17 protein-coding genes are annotated in these 17,597 nt (G+C 51.4%); 14 read left to right on the top strand and 3 right to left on the bottom strand.

The features are described from left to right. Positions 1–15 precede the first annotated feature (15 nt). The gene (gene ygfZ, locus BZJ19_RS06530; protein WP_077675021.1) at positions 16–999 is read right to left on the bottom strand and encodes a tRNA-modifying protein YgfZ; all 984 of its coding nucleotides are present in this window, start codon (positions 997–999) and stop codon (positions 16–18) included. Positions 1,000–1,227: 228 nt separating this feature from the next. Between ygfZ and BZJ19_RS06535 the strand changes: the two genes are divergently transcribed. The 3 genes from BZJ19_RS06535 to BZJ19_RS06540 all read left to right on the top strand — a co-directional run bounded on the left by BZJ19_RS06535 (position 1,228) and on the right by BZJ19_RS06540 (position 3,814). Beyond that, a complete protein-coding gene (locus tag BZJ19_RS06535) occupies positions 1,228–1,491 on the top strand; it encodes an FAD assembly factor SdhE (RefSeq protein WP_069589792.1) in 264 nt (87 codons plus the stop codon). Next, positions 1,460–1,870, top strand: coding sequence for a protein YgfX (locus tag BZJ19_RS17070; protein WP_131826386.1), 411 nt, complete (start codon positions 1,460–1,462; stop codon positions 1,868–1,870). The genes BZJ19_RS06535 and BZJ19_RS17070 overlap by 32 nt, the downstream gene beginning before the upstream one ends. A 114-nt stretch (positions 1,871–1,984) precedes the next feature. Next, positions 1,985–3,814 (top strand): methyl-accepting chemotaxis protein, encoded by a 1,830-nt coding sequence (locus BZJ19_RS06540; protein WP_077675022.1) that lies wholly within the window; start codon positions 1,985–1,987, stop codon positions 3,812–3,814. An 84-nt stretch (positions 3,815–3,898) separates the two neighbouring features. Here the strand turns inward: BZJ19_RS06540 and nadB are convergent, their stop codons facing one another. After that, positions 3,899–5,515 carry an L-aspartate oxidase gene (gene nadB, locus BZJ19_RS06545; protein ID WP_077479921.1) on the bottom strand — a complete coding sequence of 539 codons (1,617 nt, stop codon included), beginning with the start codon at positions 5,513–5,515 and terminating at the stop codon, positions 3,899–3,901. Between the two features lie 334 nt (positions 5,516–5,849). On the opposite strand from nadB, the gene rpoE reads away from it, so the two are divergent. The 11 genes from rpoE to acpS all read left to right on the top strand — a co-directional run bounded on the left by rpoE (position 5,850) and on the right by acpS (position 14,800). Continuing rightward, the gene (gene rpoE / locus BZJ19_RS06550; protein WP_069591286.1) at positions 5,850–6,431 is read left to right on the top strand and encodes an RNA polymerase sigma factor RpoE; all 582 of its coding nucleotides are present in this window, start codon (positions 5,850–5,852) and stop codon (positions 6,429–6,431) included. A 32-nt stretch (positions 6,432–6,463) separates the two neighbouring features. Continuing rightward, entirely contained in the window at positions 6,464–7,099 is a 636-nt protein-coding gene (locus BZJ19_RS06555) for an RseA family anti-sigma factor (RefSeq protein ID WP_077675023.1), read from the top strand. Beyond that, positions 7,096–8,073, top strand: coding sequence for a sigma-E factor regulatory protein RseB (gene rseB / locus BZJ19_RS06560; RefSeq protein WP_077675024.1), 978 nt, complete (start codon positions 7,096–7,098; stop codon positions 8,071–8,073). Before BZJ19_RS06555 ends, rseB begins: the two co-directional genes overlap by 4 nt. Then, positions 8,070–8,567 carry a SoxR reducing system RseC family protein gene (locus BZJ19_RS06565; protein WP_077675025.1) on the top strand — a complete coding sequence of 166 codons (498 nt, stop codon included), beginning with the start codon at positions 8,070–8,072 and terminating at the stop codon, positions 8,565–8,567. The genes rseB and BZJ19_RS06565 overlap by 4 nt, the downstream gene beginning before the upstream one ends. Before the next feature lie 78 nt (positions 8,568–8,645). Then, the gene (lepA, locus tag BZJ19_RS06570; protein WP_077675026.1) at positions 8,646–10,442 is read left to right on the top strand and encodes a translation elongation factor 4; all 1,797 of its coding nucleotides are present in this window, start codon (positions 8,646–8,648) and stop codon (positions 10,440–10,442) included. 14 nt (positions 10,443–10,456) lie between these two features. Next, positions 10,457–11,356: a signal peptidase I gene (lepB, locus tag BZJ19_RS06575; RefSeq protein ID WP_077675027.1), complete on the top strand. Its 900-nt coding sequence runs from the start codon at positions 10,457–10,459 to the stop codon at positions 11,354–11,356. A gap of 12 nt (positions 11,357–11,368) precedes the next feature. Further along, positions 11,369–12,043, top strand: coding sequence for a ribonuclease III (rnc, locus tag BZJ19_RS06580; RefSeq protein ID WP_069591301.1), 675 nt, complete (start codon positions 11,369–11,371; stop codon positions 12,041–12,043). Continuing rightward, entirely contained in the window at positions 12,040–12,945 is a 906-nt protein-coding gene (gene era, locus BZJ19_RS06585) for a GTPase Era (RefSeq protein ID WP_077675028.1), read from the top strand. Before rnc ends, era begins: the two co-directional genes overlap by 4 nt. 36 nt (positions 12,946–12,981) lie before the next feature. Further along, a complete protein-coding gene (recO, locus tag BZJ19_RS06590) occupies positions 12,982–13,677 on the top strand; it encodes a DNA repair protein RecO (RefSeq protein ID WP_069591305.1) in 696 nt (231 codons plus the stop codon). Between the two features lie 2 nt (positions 13,678–13,679). After that, complete coding sequence (gene pdxJ, locus BZJ19_RS06595; protein ID WP_069591306.1) at positions 13,680–14,411, top strand: pyridoxine 5'-phosphate synthase; 732 nt, start codon at positions 13,680–13,682, stop codon at positions 14,409–14,411. Then, positions 14,411–14,800, top strand: coding sequence for a holo-ACP synthase (gene acpS / locus BZJ19_RS06600; protein ID WP_077675029.1), 390 nt, complete (start codon positions 14,411–14,413; stop codon positions 14,798–14,800). The genes pdxJ and acpS overlap by 1 nt, the downstream gene beginning before the upstream one ends. 14 nt (positions 14,801–14,814) lie before the next feature. Here the strand turns inward: acpS and barA are convergent, their stop codons facing one another. Then, entirely contained in the window at positions 14,815–17,577 is a 2,763-nt protein-coding gene (barA, locus tag BZJ19_RS06605; RefSeq protein WP_077675030.1) for a two-component sensor histidine kinase BarA, read from the bottom strand. Positions 17,578–17,597 lie beyond the last annotated feature (20 nt).

The raw sequence follows: 17,597 nt of genomic DNA on the forward strand, positions 1-17,597 counted from the left end.
AGAAGCGACCAAGGGTTATTTTTCCTCTTCGAGTGAATACGGGAGTGCGACGCGCTGCCAAATGGCGTCGGGCGCATCCGCGAATCGAAAGGCAGTGTCGTCGTCCAAGTTATTGGGTAAAACCACTAAGGCGGTTGCACGACCGTCTGAGTAGGCAGCGCCAGCAATGACGGTGCCGCCTGCTCGCCAATTGTCTCCTACCGCTCGTTCTACTTTATCACCCGGCTTAGGGGCCTGATCGGCTTGTCCTACCAATTTATACATAGCGCGTTTATTGATGCCACGGTATTTCGCGCGTGCGACCGTTTCCTGACCGGTATAACAGCCTTTGGTAAAGCTGATCGCATTCAGTACCTGCAGATTGAGGGATTGCGGAATAAACTCGCTTTTGGTGGCATCTTCAATGCGCGGCAAGGCAGCATCGACGTCGCATTGCTCCCATAGCGTGTGGTCAGCCAATAGGGCACTTTCCTGATAGGCTGCAACCAGTTGGTCCGCCGCAGCAGGACTGATGGCAAGCAACCAGCGGGTTGGCTCGAGCATCACCGCCGTGCCGTGTTCACTATGGCGCACGGCACCGTGAGCGCCGAAATGTTCCGCGATCACTTGCTCTGCTTGTTGGCCAACGACACCGAGCAATACATCTTCACTAGGCTGAAAGTCGATTTTCGAGAAGATGGCGTATTTTTTTATCTCAGTGAGTTGCGTTTGTGCAATCGACATTGGCTGCACCATAGCCAGACCGTCGCCGTGGTGGAAAAGCCGTAATACCGACCAGACTTTGCCTTTGGGATCGCAATGAGCCGCGAGGGTCGATTGATTTTTGTCGAGTTGGCTCAGATCGCAGGTCAATTGTCCTTGCAGATAGCTTTGAGTGTCGTCGCCGCTTACTTGCGTCAATGACCAGTTATCCAACGCGACCAAGGCCAAATCAGGCAGTGGGCTATTTGCATTGCGCTCGGCTGGGGTAAAGGCGACTGTTTGATACCATTCGCTCATAGAAATCACGCTCGCAGTTGAGAAAAATACAGAGTATGACACGTATACTAATCGTGCGTTGTCAGCTTGTCAGCCTTTGTATTGTAAGGGTATTGGTGGCAAGCCGACGTTGAATCGATAAACATCAGGGGATAGCTCTCATCTTAATCGCCGAGTTGAGAGGAAAAGTAGTCGCCCTCCGCTGGCACTGATACTATGCATCCACTGACATCAGTGATTGAGGTAAACATGGTAAATACCGACGATAAACCACGGATCCGTTGGGCATGCCGCCGTGGCATGTTGGAGCTTGATGTAATCATTATGCCTTTCTTTGAAGCTTGCTATGACACCTTGAGTGACAGTGACAAGCAAGACTTCATCGCATTTTTAGAAAGTGACGACCCTGACTTGTTTGCGTGGCTGATGGGGCATGGTAAACCTGACGATCCTAAGATGAAATCTATCGTTGACAAGATTGTTGCCCATAACCGAAGCAAGCTTCGTACATAGTCAGCTCCGCTGTCCTCGCTATGTCGCTATTAGCCTGATCCTGTTCGGCGTGATAGCGGCATGGCTGATCACTTTTCACCTTGCCGTTCCTTTGAGTGCCCGCGCCCTGGCGATTATTTACGTGATTGGTGATGGTCGAAGGTTCTACCACCAGTTACTGGCTAGCCAAGGCACCTTATCCGTTGACCGCCATTTTTATGTCCAGCTGAACACCCAATCCAAAGAGAAAATGTCCTGTGTCTGGGCGACGCCTTGGTTGGTTGTCCTCGAGAATGCTCAAGGGGAGTCGCGGATCTTTCTGTGGCGAGGCGGGATGCCAGACTATCACTTTCGTCTGATTTATCGTCACTGCTGTACGGCCGTTAGGGATAGTTTGTGACATTTTTGTGACGAGGTGTTTGCGCCGCTTTACTTTTACCCAGCTTGGCCGATAGTAAAAGGTGCACACAATGTGTAGGGCTATTGAAACTCTGAGTTTGGTTGTAGGGTGACTATGAATATAAAGCAAAAACTATTGCTGCTAACCGCGATGTCGGTGGTAGCCCTGTTGGCCGTGGCGGGTGTGGCATGGAAAGCGGAAAGCAAGCTTGGCAACATGCACCGCCAGTTAACCACAGTGTCCGATCTTGAAGTGATTCTGCTTAATTTGCGACGTAATGAAAAAGACTTTCTTGCCCGCATGGACCCTAAATATCTCTCCCGGTTTGATAACAATGTTGACGCCTTCAATAGCCTGCTCGGTGAACTGCGCACGGACAGTCAAGCGCTTGGCCTCGATACGCAAATCATTGGTCAAGTATCGACAGCGATGCAGGGTTACGCGCAGGGATTTCGTGACCTTGGCGCAGGTTACCAGCGTCTTGGCCTAGAGGCCGGACAAGGTTTGCGTGGTGATATGCAACAAGCTAGCGAGAAGTTGGTCGCGGCGACTCAAAACGATATTGTGCTGGAAAGCAGCGCGCGCCTATTGGTGGCGGAAGCGAAGCTGTTCGTTAATAGCAGCAATATGAGCCACATCGAGCAATATCAACGGCAAATGAACGAGCTGACTGCCTACCTAAAAGGCGATTTGTTAGCGTTATTCCAAGCGCACCACTCGACGGTAAAGGCGGTGGTAACGCAAAAAGAGCAACTGGGATTGGCGCATGACCAAGGCCTGTTGGGCAATATCCGTGGCAAGACCCACCAAGTTGAAGAGATGTTTGAAACCCTCAGTGAGTCATACCAAAGTGCTATTGATAAAGCGTTACGCGATACTGTGATGTTAACAGGCTCTATCGTAATCATTTTAGCGCTGGTGATGACGGTGGTTTCTTTGTGGATGAATCGAGGGATTCAGCGCCGCATTTATAGCTTTAGTGAGAAAATGAGCCAGATCACGCAGCAAAAAGATTTGACGTTGCGGGCCGATGAGGCGGGTCGCGATGAAATTGCGGCGATGGCCAAAGATGTCAATCAGATGCTGGCTGGCATCCAAACCATGGTGACGGATGTGCGTTCTGCGGTGCAAGCGCTGCATCAAAGCGCGGAGCAAGTCGAGTCGCGTAGTCATCAAACTAGCTCTGCGCTAACCACCCAGTTAGATGAAACCACCCACGCTGCAACTGCGATGAACGAGATGGAAAGCACCATTCGTGATATTGCCAGCAATACCGACCAAGCGGCTGACAATGCACGTACCAGCTTGGGTCGCGCGCAAAATGGTCAGCAAGTGGTGGATGATACCCGCACCATGATCATGACTCTGTCAGAAACGCTCAGCAATACCAGCAACGAAGTGTTGGAGCTGAGTAAACTGTCCGAGACCATTGGGTCGGTGCTTGATGTCATCAAAGATATTTCCGAGCAAACGAACTTGCTAGCCCTGAACGCGGCAATTGAAGCGGCTCGAGCCGGTGAACAAGGACGTGGTTTTGCGGTGGTTGCCGATGAGGTACGTCAGCTGGCGACCCGTACGCGAGAATCGACCGATGAAATCGCCGGTATCATTGGTTCGTTGCAGGACCAAACTCAGTCGGTTGCGGAGCGCATGGAGCAAAGCCGCGAAGATGGGCAAACGTCTGTATCTAAAGTGGAGGCGGCTTCCCAAGAATTGGCGCAAATCATGGCTGATATGCAACATATCATGGACATGAGCACCCAGATCGCGACCGCCATTGAAGAGCAAAGTTCGGTTGCCAAAGAAGTGAACCAAAACGTGCATACCATCCAGGATATTGCCCAAACCAGTACCGATCGCGCACAGCAAAACCGTGATGCAGCCCATCAGGTGGCGGAAGAGGCGGCGAACCTAGAGCGCGCGGTGAGTCAGTTTAAAAGCTGAGTAAGCAATGCGGTAGATTGAGTGCTGTTTCGTTAAATGAGAAAAGGCCAGCGTTTGCTGGCCTTTATTATTACCGTCACATGGTTAGCAAGGTTGATCCGGCACCAAAATGGTTGGTCCAGAGTCCGGTAACTGCTCTGGGTAATCAATGGTGTAGTGCAGCCCTCGGCTTTCTTTACGCTGCATTGCACATCGCACCATCAGTTCCGCCACTTGCAACAAGTTACGCAGCTCGAGCAAGTTATTCGACACGCGGAAATTGGCGTAATACTCGTGAGTTTCTTGCTTGAGCAGTTCAATACGACGCAGTGCGCGCTCCAGACGCTTGGTGGAGCGAACAATCCCCATATAATCCCACATGAACAAACGCAGCTCGTGCCAGTTGTGCTGGATAACCACTTCTTCATCGGAGCAAATTACTTGGCTCTCATCCCAAGCAGGGAGCGGAGCAAGCGGCTCAACATGGTCTTGGTGCGCTTTGATATGTTCAGCGGCAGACCACGCGTAGACCACACACTCCAGAAGAGAATTAGACGCCATCCGGTTGGCGCCGTGCAAGCCGGTATAGCTCACTTCGCCGATTGCATAGAGGCCCGGCAAGTCGGTATTGCCGTTTTGGTCAACAATCACACCGCCACAGGTATAGTGAGCGGCTGGTACAATCGGAATCGCGTCCTTGGTGAGATCAAACCCATAGGTCTGCAGCTTCTCGTAAATGGTCGGGAAATGCTTGGTGATAAAGTCAGGATCTTTATGACTGATATCTAAGTACATGCAATCAGCCCCGAGGCGCTTCATCTCATAGTCAATGGCACGGGCCACCACATCACGTGGGGCTAGCTCGCCACGCTCATCAAACTCTGACATGAATCGTGTCCCATCTGGGCGTTTGAGATGGGCGCCTTCACCACGTAATGCTTCGGTAAGCAAAAAGTTACGGGCATCAGGGTGATACAAACAGGTTGGGTGGAATTGATTAAATTCCAAATTAGCGACCCGACACCCCGCACGCCAAGCCATAGCGATGCCATCACCGGATGACACATCTGGGTTCGAGGTATACTGATACACCTTGGATGCACCACCGGTCGCCAGCACCACAAAATTGGTCCGTACCGTGTCGACCACTTCTCGATCGCGGTTCCAGACATAGGCACCTAACACATGATTGGGACCACCAAGGCCGATTTTTTTACGCGTAATAATGTCGAGCGCATTATGGCGTTCGAGCAAGGTAATATTGGGGTGGTTGCGTACATTGTCTTGCAGTGAGGTTTGCACGGCCATGCCGGTGGCATCCGCAGCATGAAGAATACGGCGGTGACTATGCCCACCTTCGCGGGTGAGGTGATATTTCGGCGTGTCACTCTCAGTATCTTCTTGGTCGAAAGGCACGCCGCCATCGATCAGCCATTGTACGCAATCTTTCGCATTTCGAGCGATAAAGTCGACAACTTGCGTATCACAAATGCCAGCGCCTGCAATTTGTGTGTCTTCAACGTGTGACTCGACAGAGTCCTGCTCATCAAAAACCGCGGCAATACCACCTTGCGCGTACAAGGTGGCTCCTTCGCTTAATGGGCCTTTGCTAAGTACAATCACTTTATGTGTGGGCGCCAAACGTAGCGCCAATGATAGGCCGGCGGCACCGCTGCCGATAACCAGCACATCACATTGATGTTCCTGAGTTGTGGTCGTCATGATCCCTGGTCCTCTTTCTACGCGGCCCATGTTACACCAATTTGTCACGCCTGCGCGCACTTGGATCAAATCACAGTGAACGGAGGGGGAAAGTTTGCAACCATGCTATCCTTCAGGCGACAATATGGGCGGGCTAGGTTGTCATAATTTAGCCATCCCGTCACAGTAATGTGATGACACCCAAAATAAAACCAACATGGTGAGGAACTTTTCCCCAGCCACTTCGTCGTAGTATGTGCGAATGCTCGCAAGAGGGTTTAACCGCGTTCTGACAACGTCGGGCACAGAATTTCGATAATCGGGCGGAAAGAACAACCAAGGAGTAAACGCTCGAATGAGCGAGCAGCTAACCGATCAGGTTCTAATAGAACGTGTACAGAATGGTGACAAGCAAGCATTCAACCTGTTAGTCGTCAAATATCAAAATAAGGTGTGCAACCTTATTGCCCGCTACGTGGGAACACACAGTGGCGATATTCCGGACATCGCACAAGAGGCGTTCATTAAAGCCTATCGTGCCTTACCGGGGTTTCGTGGTGAGAGTGCGTTTTATACTTGGCTGTATCGCATTGCGGTGAACACAGCAAAGAACCATTTGGTGGCGCAAGGGCGTCGTCCACCCGGCAGTGATATAGACGCAGAAGATGCAGAGAATTTTGAAAGCGGCGGATCACTAAAAGAAATTTCGAACCCTGAGAACTTGATGTTGTCAGAGGAACTGAAGCAGGTAGTTTTTTCGACGATCGAATCACTGCCTGATGACTTAAAAACCGCAATTACGTTGCGTGAGCTCGATGGACTCAGCTACGAAGAAATTGCACAGGTAATGGATTGTCCAGTCGGTACGGTACGGTCTCGTATTTTCCGCGCTCGAGAGGCGGTGGAGAAGCGCATCCGACCACTGATGAAACGGTAACGTGTTTTGCTGGCTGCATGACGGTGACATGAATGACGGATAGAGAACAAATTTCAGCGTTGTTAGATGGTGAGGTCGTGGATAACGCAGTGATCCACCAACTCGAGCACGATAATGACGCGCTGCAAACATGGGAAAGTTTCGGGACCCTCCGTGACGTAATGCGAGGTGAAACTCCAAGCGCCGCACAGTGGGATATTGCTGGGGCGGTGGCGTCTGCGTTAGACAAGGAGCCAGTGCATACCCCTGTTCATCATCACGACAGTGATGTGATACCTATGCATGAAGCGCAGCCGACGCCGGAAAAAGCCCGTCGTCATTTGCCCAACTGGCTTCAACAAGTCACGCAAGTGGGGATGGCAGCCTGTGTGTCATTGGCCGTGATTGTCGGTGTGCAGCAGTATAACCAGCTGGAGAGCACATCACCGGTAGCGAGTACCGCCACGCAACCACCTGTGCTAGAAACCATCCCGTTTTCGGGTGCTGCAGAACCGGTGAGTCTGAGCCGAGATGATTTTCGCTCAACGCCCACCGAAGCGCAGTTGATGGAGCAACGTCGCCGGATTAATGCGATGTTGAAAGACTACGAATTGCAGCTTCGTTTGAATAAAGATAGGCTGTCTGAGAATCAGACACTGGCACCGTCGATGAGCAGTACAAATCAATGAAAAAAACTCTGATCGGTGCGCTTGCGCTGGTCGGTTTGATGTCTGCGCAAGCCTCGGCCGAACCTTCTGCCGAGGCTTTGTTACATCAAATGGACGTCGCAAGCGACACATTGGACTATGAAGTGTCCTACATCATGGTCGGCAAAAATAGTTTAGAGCCGATGCGCTTTCGGCATGCGCGTGTGGGTGAGAATGCATTCGGGCACTTAATGTACCTCAGTGGACCGCCGCGAGAAGTGATCCGTCGCGGTGATGAAGTGAGCTACTTTGAGCCGGGATACGACCCCTTTACCATTGCCAGCGATCATATCGTTGCGCCACTTCCCACCTTGATTCAAACCGATATTGATGTCCTTGCACGTCAGTATGATTTTGTCTCAATGGGTGAATCTCGTGAAGCGGGTATGGCTTGCCAAGTGGTGCGAATCACACCAAAAGATGGTGAGCGTTACTCGTATCTTTTGTGGATTGATGAAGAGAGCAAGCTGCCGGTCCGCGCGGATTTATTGGACCGAGATGGTGATCCGCTGGAGCAATATCGCGCATTGTCGCTCGTGGTCACGCCGCGCATAAGCGAAGCGATGCAGCAACTGGCAGAACTCACGCTCCCACCTGTACTCAAACTGCCCACTACCAGCCGCTCATCATTAGATTGGCAAGTCACCCAATTGCCGGATGGTTTTGAGCCTGTGTACAGCAATCGCCATCGCTTGATGATGACCAAACGTGCGGTTGAAAGCCAAATGTTTAGCGACGGCCTGTTCAGTTTTTCGGTTTATTTGGCGAAAGCGGACGATGTCTCGGTACGCGAGCAAATTGTCCGTCAGGGGCGCCGGACGTTACACAGTGTGATTAGCGGAAACGCAGAGATTACCGTGGTGGGTGATATTCCGCCTGAAACCGCTAAACGTGTCGCTAATTCGGTGCGTATCACCGATAATGGAGAAAAAGCATCGCAACAGGTTGAACAATGATTAAAGCGCTTGCGGAAGTGACTGGATATCAAAATGGCTGGTTGGCACTGGCATGTCAGCAACAAACCAGCTGTGGCAGTTGCCAATCACAAAGTCAGTGTGGCACCGGTATCGTGTCTAAAGCGTTGCCTGGTAAGGTTAATCATGTCAAAGTGCGTGCCCCCAAAGCGTTACCGGTCGGGACCTTGGTTGAAATTGGTCTTGCGGAAGCCACCTTGGTGCGTTCCGCGTTAATTGTCTATCTGGTGCCGTTGGTAATGTTGATGGTAGGCGCACTGCTTGGTCAGTTTGTGTTTGCCGAGCTTGCCAGTGGCGGCGAGGCTGGCGTGATTGCCACCAGTGTTGGTTTTGGCACATTCGGTGTGCTGATTGCACGCTATTTGGCGGCACGGGTAGGAACGCCTGAGCAACAGCAGCCCCAGTTATTACGCGTGATGGGAGAGCCAGTTTCCGAGCTCGCGGTGATAAATGCAGCACGTCAGGATAGCGACTAGCCACTATTTTCGGTAGAATCCGCCCCACCTGATCCTAGGATCCCATTCTTGTAGATAACGAGTAAGTCACACTAACACATGAAGCATATTCGTAACTTTTCGATCATCGCCCACATTGACCACGGTAAGTCGACCCTTTCCGATCGACTCATTCAAGTATGTGGGGGCCTTACTGACCGGGAAATGGCTTCTCAGGTCCTCGACTCTATGGACTTAGAGCGCGAGCGCGGTATCACCATCAAAGCACAGAGTGTGACACTGAACTATAAAGCCAAAGACGGCAATGAGTATCAGCTTAACTTCATTGATACGCCAGGACACGTCGACTTCTCTTATGAGGTGTCACGCTCACTGAAAGCGTGTGAAGGTGCTTTGCTGGTGGTAGATGCTGGACAGGGCGTGGAAGCTCAGACCCTAGCAAACTGCTACACCGCGATTGAAATGGACTTGGAAGTCGTGCCTGTTCTGAACAAAATCGACCTTCCGGCTGCCGACCCTGATCGTGTCGCGCAAGAAATTGAAGACATCGTGGGTATTGAAGCCATTGATGCTACCCGCTGTTCGGCGAAAACCGGCGTGGGCGTGGATGATGTACTGGAAGATATTGTACGTCTTATCCCGCCACCAGAAGGCGATCCGAATGCCCCCACGCAAGCCCTGATCATTGACTCTTGGTTTGATAACTACCTAGGGGTGGTGTCATTGGTGCGTATCCGTGAAGGTGAGCTCAAAAAAGGCGATAAAGTCAAAATCATGAGCACCGGCCAAGAGTGGAACATTGATAGCATCGGCATTTTCACGCCGAAACGCAAAGAGCTCCAAGGGCTGAAAACGGGTGAAGTGGGCTGGGTGATCTGTGGCATTAAAGACATTCTTGGCGCGCCAGTGGGTGACACCATTACCCATGCAAAAAATGGCTGTGAAAAGCGCATTGAAGGTTTCCAAAAGGTCAAGCCACAGGTGTATGCCGGCTTGTTCCCTATCTCCTCGGATGATTATGAAAACTTCCGTGATGCGCTAGGTAAACTGAGCTTAAACGACGCCTCACTGTTTTATGAGCCAGAAAGCTCAGCGGCACTGGGCTTTGGTTTCCGCTGTGGTTTCCTTGGCATGCTCCATATGGAAATCATCCAAGAGCGTCTTGAGCGTGAATACAACCTCGACCTGATTACCACCGCCCCGACGGTTGTGTACGAAGTGACACAAAACGACGGAGAAGTGGTTTACGTGGATAGCCCCGCGAAGCTGCCGCCGATCAACGATATCGATACCATCGGTGAGCCGATCGCCCGTTGTAACATCTTGGTGCCAAGTGAGTTTGTCGGTAACGTCATCTCCTTATGTGTGGAGAAGCGCGGCATGCAAGTAGATATGGTGTATCACGGCAACCAAGTGGCGCTAACCTACGATATCCCAATGGCTGAAGTGGTCTTGGACTTCTTCGACCGGATTAAATCGACGTCCCGCGGTTATGCCTCTTTGGATTACAACTTCCAGCGCTATGAAGTATCCGATATGGTGCGGGTAGATATTCTTCTTAACGGCGACCGTGTTGATGCCTTGGCGATTATTACTCACCGTGATAATGCCCAGCCTCGAGGCCGTGACTTGGTTGAGAAGATGAAAGAGTTTATCCCACGTCAGCAATTTGATATTGCGATTCAGGCGGCGATTGGTAACCACATCGTTGCACGCTCAACCGTGAAGCAGCTACGTAAAAACGTTACAGCTAAATGTTATGGCGGTGACGTGAGTCGTAAGAAAAAACTACTGCAAAAACAAAAAGAAGGTAAGAAGCGCATGAAGCAGATCGGTAACGTCGAACTGCCGCAAGAAGCCTTTTTGGCCATTTTGCATGTGGGCAAAGACAAATAATAACGGATTAAAGTATGGCCAATACATTTTCTTTGATACTGGTGCTGGTGACTGTGGTCACCGGCATAATTTGGGTGTTAGACAAGTACCGTTGGGCGCCGCAACGCCGCCAAGCGGCCGCGAAAACCCTAAACGTGTCTGACAGTGATGTCGATAGCGAACAAGTTGCCAAGATGGCGCCTCAGCCCAGTTGGATTGAGAACGCGGTATCGATTTTCCCGGTCATTGCCGTGGTATTGGTCTTGCGATCCTTTATTTATGAGCCTTTTCAAATTCCATCAGGATCCATGATGCCAACCTTGCTGGTTGGCGATTTTATTTTGGTGGAAAAGTTTGCCTATGGGCTGCGCGATCCCGCGTTTCATACCGAGCTGGTTGAGACCGGCAAACCGGAACGCGGTGATATCGTGGTCTTTAAGTATCCACCACAACCGAATATCGATTACATCAAGCGAACGATCGGCTTGCCGGGCGATACCATTGTCTATACCAAAGAAAAACGACTGTGTATCCAGCCAAAAGGGCAATCACAATGCGAGCCTGTGCCCATTGATAATATTGAGCCGAGCGAGTTTTCCCAAGGCGGTGTGAACTTGATTCAGGCGCAAGAAACCTTAGGCGCGCAAGCACACCAGATCCTCGTGAACCCATCCCGCAATGACCGCGTGGCTGCCTATCAGCCTCGTCCGGGCGTTAACAGCTGGGTGGTGCCGGAAGGCCATTACTTCATGATGGGGGATAACCGAGATAACAGTGCTGACAGCCGTTTCTGGGGATTTGTCCCTGAACGCAACTTAGTCGGCAAAGCGGTGGCGATCTGGATAAGCTTTGAGTTCGAGCGTGACAGTGATAGCTGGCTACCATCTTGGGTGCCGACAGGCGTTCGCTTTAACCGTATTGGTGGTATTAATTAATTCTGGAACATGATGACAACACTAACAGATAAACTGCAGCGTGAGATTGGCTACCAATTCAATAACGCGGCATTACTTGAGCTTGCACTGACACACAGAAGCGCCAATGGCACCCACAATGAGCGTTTGGAGTTTCTGGGTGATTCGATTCTCAGCTTTGTGATTGCTGACGATCTCTACCACCGTTTTCCTAAAGTGGATGAGGGGGATATGAGTCGTATGCGCGCGACCTTGGTGCGCGGCAATACCTTGGCTGAGATTGGGCGTGAGTTTTCACTGGGCGAAGTACTGCGCCTTGGCCCAGGAGAACTTAAAAGTGGCGGCTACCGCCGAGACTCAATTTTGGCGGATGCGGTAGAAGCGCTGATTGGTGCTATCTTTTTGGATAGTGATATTGATACGGTGCAGCGCATTATCCTCAACTGGTATCAACAACGCTTAAATACCATTGAGCCAGGCGTCAGCCAAAAAGATCCCAAAACCCGCTTGCAAGAGCACCTACAAGGCAAGCGTAAACCGTTACCGTCTTACACGGTAATGAAAGTACGTGGCGAGGCACACAACCAAGAGTTTACGGTGGAGTGTCAAGTGGCAGGACTGGAGCGTTCTGTGATAGGCAAAGGCAGCAGTCGTCGCAAGGCAGAGCAAGCGGCTGCAGAGTTAGCATTACAGAAGTTGGCACAATGACACAAGCACAGCACTGCGGATTTATCGCCATTGTCGGGCGTCCAAACGTCGGCAAATCGACCTTGCTCAACCGTCTCGTTGGGCAAAAGCTCTCGATTACGTCACGCAAACCGCAAACCACGCGCCACCGTATCATGGGCGTAGATACCCGTGATAACTATCAAGCCGTCTATGTAGATACACCGGGACTGCATATTGAAGAAAAGCGTGCGATCAACCGCCTGATGAACCGAGCGGCAAACAGCTCGTTGACCGATGTTGAGCTCGTTCTTTTCTTGGTTGATGGCACCCACTGGACCAAAGATGACGAAATGGTTCTGAACAAGCTGGCGCGTTCAGAGTTGCCAACCGTGCTCTTGGTTAACAAAGTGGATAATGTGCGTGAAAAGACTGAACTCTTCCCGCACCTACAAACCTTATCGGAAAAGATGGAGTTTGTTGATGTGATCCCAGTGTCTGCGAAACACGGTACCAATATCGATGTGGTCGAGCAGCGTGTTCGCGATGCCTTACCTGAGTGCGAGTACTACTTCCCAGAAGAGTACGTGACAGATCGCTCACAACGCTTTATGGCGTCAGAAATCATTCGTGAAAAGCTAATGCGTTTCACGGGTGAAGAGCTACCTTACTCGGTGACCGTCGAAATCGAGCGCTTTGATTACAATCCAGAAACGGATGGTTTTCATATTAATGGTCTGATTTTGGTCGAGCGCCATGGCCAAAAGAAAATGGTGATTGGTAAAGGCGGCGAGAAAATCAAACGTATCGGCCGTGAGGCCCGACTCGATATGGAAGATCTATTTGAGCGCAAGGTCTACCTCGAGCTTTGGGTTAAAGTAAAATCCGGTTGGGCAGATGACGAACGTGCACTGCGCAGCTTGGGCTACATTGACGATCTCTAAGTTACCCACTCGGTAGCCATACACAGGAGGGGCGGCGTGGACGGCTTTCAACGCGGTTTTGTGCTTCACTCACGCCCCTATAGCGAAACCAGCCTGATCCTTGATGTGTTCTCTGAAGGCGAGGGCCGAGTTAGCTTGCTGGCTAAAGGCGCGCGCGGTAAGCGCTCTGCACTCAAAGGCGCCTTACAACCTTTCACCCCGCTGTTGCTAAAATGGGGCGGTCGCGGTGAATTGCGTACTTTACGGAGCGCTGAAGCGACCGGTTTGGCGTTACCACTTTCTGGTAATGCGCTCTATTCTGGCTTTTATCTCAACGAAGTTTTAATGCGCGTCCTTGAGCCGCAAACACCGTACCCGACGGTCTTCCTCGATTATGTCACTGCACTGACGCAACTAGCACGCTATAACAATCCCGAGCCGGCACTGCGCCGTTTTGAACTCGCGTTACTCGAGGCGCTGGGCTATGGGGTTGATTTTCTTCATTGCGCTGGCAGTGGTGACCCGATTGACGATAACATGACGTATCTGTTTCGCGAACAACAAGGGTTTGTCGCGTCCCTGATGAAAAGCCAACAACGGCAGTTTACCGGTCACGATCTGCGTGCGCTGGCGACGCGTCAATTTGACACCAGCGACCAATTGCGGGCTGCGAAGCGGTTTACACGCATTGCGCTTAAGCCATACTTAGGCCCTAAGCCGCTCAAAAGCAGAGAATTGTTTAGAAGGAAATAATCATGAATAAGATTTACTTGGGTGTGAATATTGATCACATTGCCACCGTGCGTAATGCGCGTGGTACCGCGTACCCAGATCCTGTCCACGCGGCTGAAATGGCAGAACGTGCCGGGGCGGATGGCATCACTGTCCATTTGCGTGAAGATCGTCGTCATATCACGGATCGCGATGTGCGCATTCTCAAAGAAACGCTACAAACGCGCATGAATTTAGAAATGGCAGTGACCGATGAAATGGTGAAAATTGCCCTCGACACCCAACCTGAATTCGTCTGTTTAGTTCCCGAAAAGCGTGAAGAATTGACCACCGAGGGAGGGTTAGATGTCGCTGGTCAATTAGACAAAGTAAAAGCGGCAACACAAACTCTGACTCAGGCGGGCATAAAAGTATCGCTCTTTATCGATGCTGACCGTGAGCAGATTGATGCCGCTCACCAGTGTGGTGCGCCCTATATCGAGCTGCATACGGGTCACTATGCTGATGCCAGTAACGACAATGACCGCCAAGCTGAATTGAAGAAGATTTCCGCTGCGGCCAGCTACGCAGCGGATCTGGGTATTAAAGTGAACGCCGGACACGGACTGACTTACCATAACGTCACGCCGATTGCGGCGATGCCAGAAATGCATGAGCTGAATATTGGTCACGCGATTATTGGCCGCGCCATGTTTGATGGCCTGCAAAAAGCAGTGGCGGATATGAAAGCGATTATGGAGTCTGCGCGTCGCTAATGGCCATTTTAGGCGTTGGCACTGACATTGTTGAGATAGCGCGCATTGAGGCGGCGCTGTCTCGCAGTGCCCGTTTTGCGGATCGTATTCTGACTGAGTCAGAGCGGGCTCAAATGGCGGCAACTCAGCAGCCAGGGCGCTATTTGGCGAAACGGTTTGCCGCGAAAGAAGCTGCCGCGAAAGCACTAGGAACCGGGATTGCTCAAGGGGTCAGCTTTCAAGACTTTACGGTGAGCAATCAACCGTCGGGGCAGCCCGTGCTGACCCTGTCTGGCAAGGCACAACAGCTAGCGATAGCCCGAGGTGTCAGCCACTGCTGGCTGACGCTTTCTGATGAAAAAGCCTATGCGGTGGCGCACGTGATCCTTGAGGGCACACCGGCGGATTAAGGCCGCGACGTATTTTACGCCTCGTCCTTCAAATACTGGGGCGCTAGCTGCTCGATATGGGCAATCTCGTCTTGTAGCTCCAGTAATTCCGGTTCGACGGTGTCGATATCTGCGCCCGCTTTGAGCTGCGTTTCCAGCTCATGACACAGCGCTTTGAGTTGCGGAACGCCGCTATATGCACAGCTGCCATGCAACTTATGAATCGCTTGCCATAAATCCTCGGTAGAGCAGGTGCCGGCCAATGCTTGCTCCACGATGGCTTTGACGCCAGCAAATGAGGCAATCAGCATCTCTAGCATTTCTTTGGCGAGATCTTCTTTACCCGCGGCTTGGCTTAACGCTCGTTGCCAATCGAGGTGGCGCGCACTTTGATCGGTGCAAACCGCTTTCGGGGCGGGTTCCACATCACTCACTGTCACGGCGGAAAGCTCATCAAAGCGTAGCCAGCGCGTGAGGGTGCTTTCTAACATGGCTTCTTCAATCGGTTTGGTCAGATAGTCATCCATGCCCGCTTCCAATAGGCGCTCGCGCTCGCCCGGCATCGCATGGGCGGTGACAGCCACAATGGGGGTTTGCTGATTCATGCCCGCTTTACGAATTTCCTGACAGGCCGTGACCCCATCCATTTCTGGCATCTGGATATCCATCAAGATGATGTCGAAGGCTTGCTGGTGGGCAAGTGCTAAGGCTTTAACCCCATTTTCGGCGGTCACCACTTTCTCGACCCGTTCGGCCAGCAAAGCGGTGATCAGCTTTAAGTTGGCGGGGTTATCATCGACGGTCATCACTGTGTACGGCGCTTTTTGATGGCTGCTGGGTTTGGGCAGTGGTAGCGGCGTAGGCTCGGGCGAACCCAGTAATGTCTCAAGGAGCTTGCGTTGTGGGATTGGTTTCGCAATGCAGGCGCTGACGCCGGCTTTTAATAAGTGTTCGGAGGCTTCCAGCTCTGTGGTCGGCAGACACACAATTACGCTGTTTGCTCGCTGCTCACAGGCGAGCACGGCTTGTTTCATGCTTTCGATTTCCGGCATTTTTCCGGCGTCAAAACATAACAGCGCAAAGGTGTATGCGTGATCGCTGAGCATCTCGACATCGGCGACGGTATCGATGTTTAACCCCACTTGCCCTAATCGATGACGAAGGATCTCCCGTGTACGAGGGTTGGGTTCAACAATCACCAGATCGCGTCCAACCAACGGCTCGATGTCAATTGGCTGCGAGACGGGTAAATCAGTCTGAGTGAGTTTCAACGTAAACCAGAATGAAGAACCTTGGTGTAGGCGACTGGTAAAGCCGATGTCCCCGCCCATCTGTTGTACCAATTTTTGGGTGATCACCAACCCAAGGCCTGTCCCGCCATAACGGCGTGAGATGCTGGCATCGGCCTGACGGAAGGCTTGGAAAAGCTGGGCTTGTTGGCGCTCTGAGATGCCAATGCCGGTATCTTTGACCATAAACTGTAGCTCCATGGTTTCATCATGTAGCTGTTTTAAATCGACACTGACATCAATGTTGCCGCGCTCTGTGAATTTGGCGGCATTACCAATCAAGTTGATCAGCACTTGCTGAATACGTAGCGGGTCACCAACCGCGCCAGCAGGGATACGGGCATCGGCACGTAAGGTTAGCTCCAACCCTTTTTCATGCGCCATGGGTGCGAGCAGACGCATGACTTCATCCAGCATGTCTTGGAAGTCAAAAGGAATGTTTTCCAGCAGCAGTTTCCCAGCTTCGAGTTTGGAGAAGTCGAGAATGTCGTTGATGATGGTCAACAGGTTATTGGCGGACTTTTCTATGGTCAGCAAGTAATCGCGTTGGCTACTGCTCAACTCTGTTTTCAACATCTGCCGGGTAAAGCCAATCACCCCGTTCAAAGGCGTTCTCAACTCGTGAGACATATTCGCTAAGAACTCAGATTTCACCCGAGCGGCTTCTTGAGCATTCTTTTTGGCGATGTCTAATTCAACGTTTTGGATCTCGAGCTGCTCGAGGGTTTCGCGCAAGTCACAGGTAGCCTGATCAATGCTTTGCTGCATTTCCAAATGGTACTCGGAAAGCGAAATGGCCATGGCGTTGATGCCATTTTTGAGGGTATCGAGCTCACCCAGCAGCTCACCTTCAATACGAACATCCAAGTGCCCGCGACGGATCCTATCGACTAAGCTCACCATATTCGCAATAGGATGGGTGACATCTGAGATCAATCGGTATGCAAAGAAGCATGAGAGGATCACGCCGAGTGCGACCATCACCAATGCGGTGATCATCTCTTGATATTGCTTTAGCCGCACCGAGCTTAGATCCAGCTCCATCGCGATATAGCCTAAGGGACGCTCGACGTTTAACCCAGGCGTAAAACGGCCAATTTCCAGAATAGGCGCCCGTAAAATTAGGGTCTCTTGCTGTTGGCTTACCTGTAACTGTGTCGGGATAGGTTGGCCATTATTGACCGATAGCATTGCCAAATCACGGTGATAGTTGGAGGTAACAAACAATTCGTTGTGGCGGTCGAACACCGCAATACTGCGCACAAACTGGGAGTGCTGACGGTGCGCAAAGCCAATTAAGCGTCGCACATTTTCGCGGCTATCGTTTTTTAATCCAACCTCACTGGCAATCGCCAAAGGCTCGATAATGGCAGACCCTGTGATGGTAAGTTGTTGTTCCAAGTCCTGATAACGCGTGCTGGTAAAGAACGCACTCAGCAGGAGGCCAACAATCAAGGTAGGCGCAATGGTCAACACGGAGACACGGGTGCGGAGTCCATATTTGGTCATGCTGGATAAACTATGGGAAA

The sequence above is a fragment of the Salinivibrio proteolyticus genome (assembly GCF_001996165.1).
GTDB classification, from domain to species: Bacteria; Pseudomonadota; Gammaproteobacteria; order Enterobacterales; family Vibrionaceae; genus Salinivibrio; species Salinivibrio proteolyticus.

What these genes read in the sequence shown, in the direction of transcription:
- lepA (WP_077675026.1), top strand. Translation starts at nt 8,646, where the DNA reads ATGAAGCATATTCGTAACTTTTCGATCATCGCCCACATTGACCACGGT.
- BZJ19_RS06565 (WP_077675025.1), top strand. Translation starts at nt 8,070, where the DNA reads ATGATTAAAGCGCTTGCGGAAGTGACTGGATATCAAAATGGCTGGTTG.
- lepB (WP_077675027.1), top strand. Translation starts at nt 10,457, where the DNA reads ATGGCCAATACATTTTCTTTGATACTGGTGCTGGTGACTGTGGTCACC.
- barA (WP_077675030.1), bottom strand. Translation starts at nt 17,577, where the DNA reads ATGACCAAATATGGACTCCGCACCCGTGTCTCCGTGTTGACCATTGCG.
- BZJ19_RS06540 (WP_077675022.1), top strand. Translation starts at nt 1,985, where the DNA reads ATGAATATAAAGCAAAAACTATTGCTGCTAACCGCGATGTCGGTGGTA.
- BZJ19_RS06535 (WP_069589792.1), top strand. Translation starts at nt 1,228, where the DNA reads ATGGTAAATACCGACGATAAACCACGGATCCGTTGGGCATGCCGCCGT.
- BZJ19_RS06555 (WP_077675023.1), top strand. Translation starts at nt 6,464, where the DNA reads ATGACGGATAGAGAACAAATTTCAGCGTTGTTAGATGGTGAGGTCGTG.
- pdxJ (WP_069591306.1), top strand. Translation starts at nt 13,680, where the DNA reads ATGAATAAGATTTACTTGGGTGTGAATATTGATCACATTGCCACCGTG.
- rnc (WP_069591301.1), top strand. Translation starts at nt 11,369, where the DNA reads ATGACAACACTAACAGATAAACTGCAGCGTGAGATTGGCTACCAATTC.
- era (WP_077675028.1), top strand. Translation starts at nt 12,040, where the DNA reads ATGACACAAGCACAGCACTGCGGATTTATCGCCATTGTCGGGCGTCCA.
- nadB (WP_077479921.1), bottom strand. Translation starts at nt 5,515, where the DNA reads ATGACGACCACAACTCAGGAACATCAATGTGATGTGCTGGTTATCGGC.
- rseB (WP_077675024.1), top strand. Translation starts at nt 7,096, where the DNA reads ATGAAAAAAACTCTGATCGGTGCGCTTGCGCTGGTCGGTTTGATGTCT.
- acpS (WP_077675029.1), top strand. Translation starts at nt 14,411, where the DNA reads ATGGCCATTTTAGGCGTTGGCACTGACATTGTTGAGATAGCGCGCATT.
- ygfZ (WP_077675021.1), bottom strand. Translation starts at nt 999, where the DNA reads ATGAGCGAATGGTATCAAACAGTCGCCTTTACCCCAGCCGAGCGCAAT.
- rpoE (WP_069591286.1), top strand. Translation starts at nt 5,850, where the DNA reads ATGAGCGAGCAGCTAACCGATCAGGTTCTAATAGAACGTGTACAGAAT.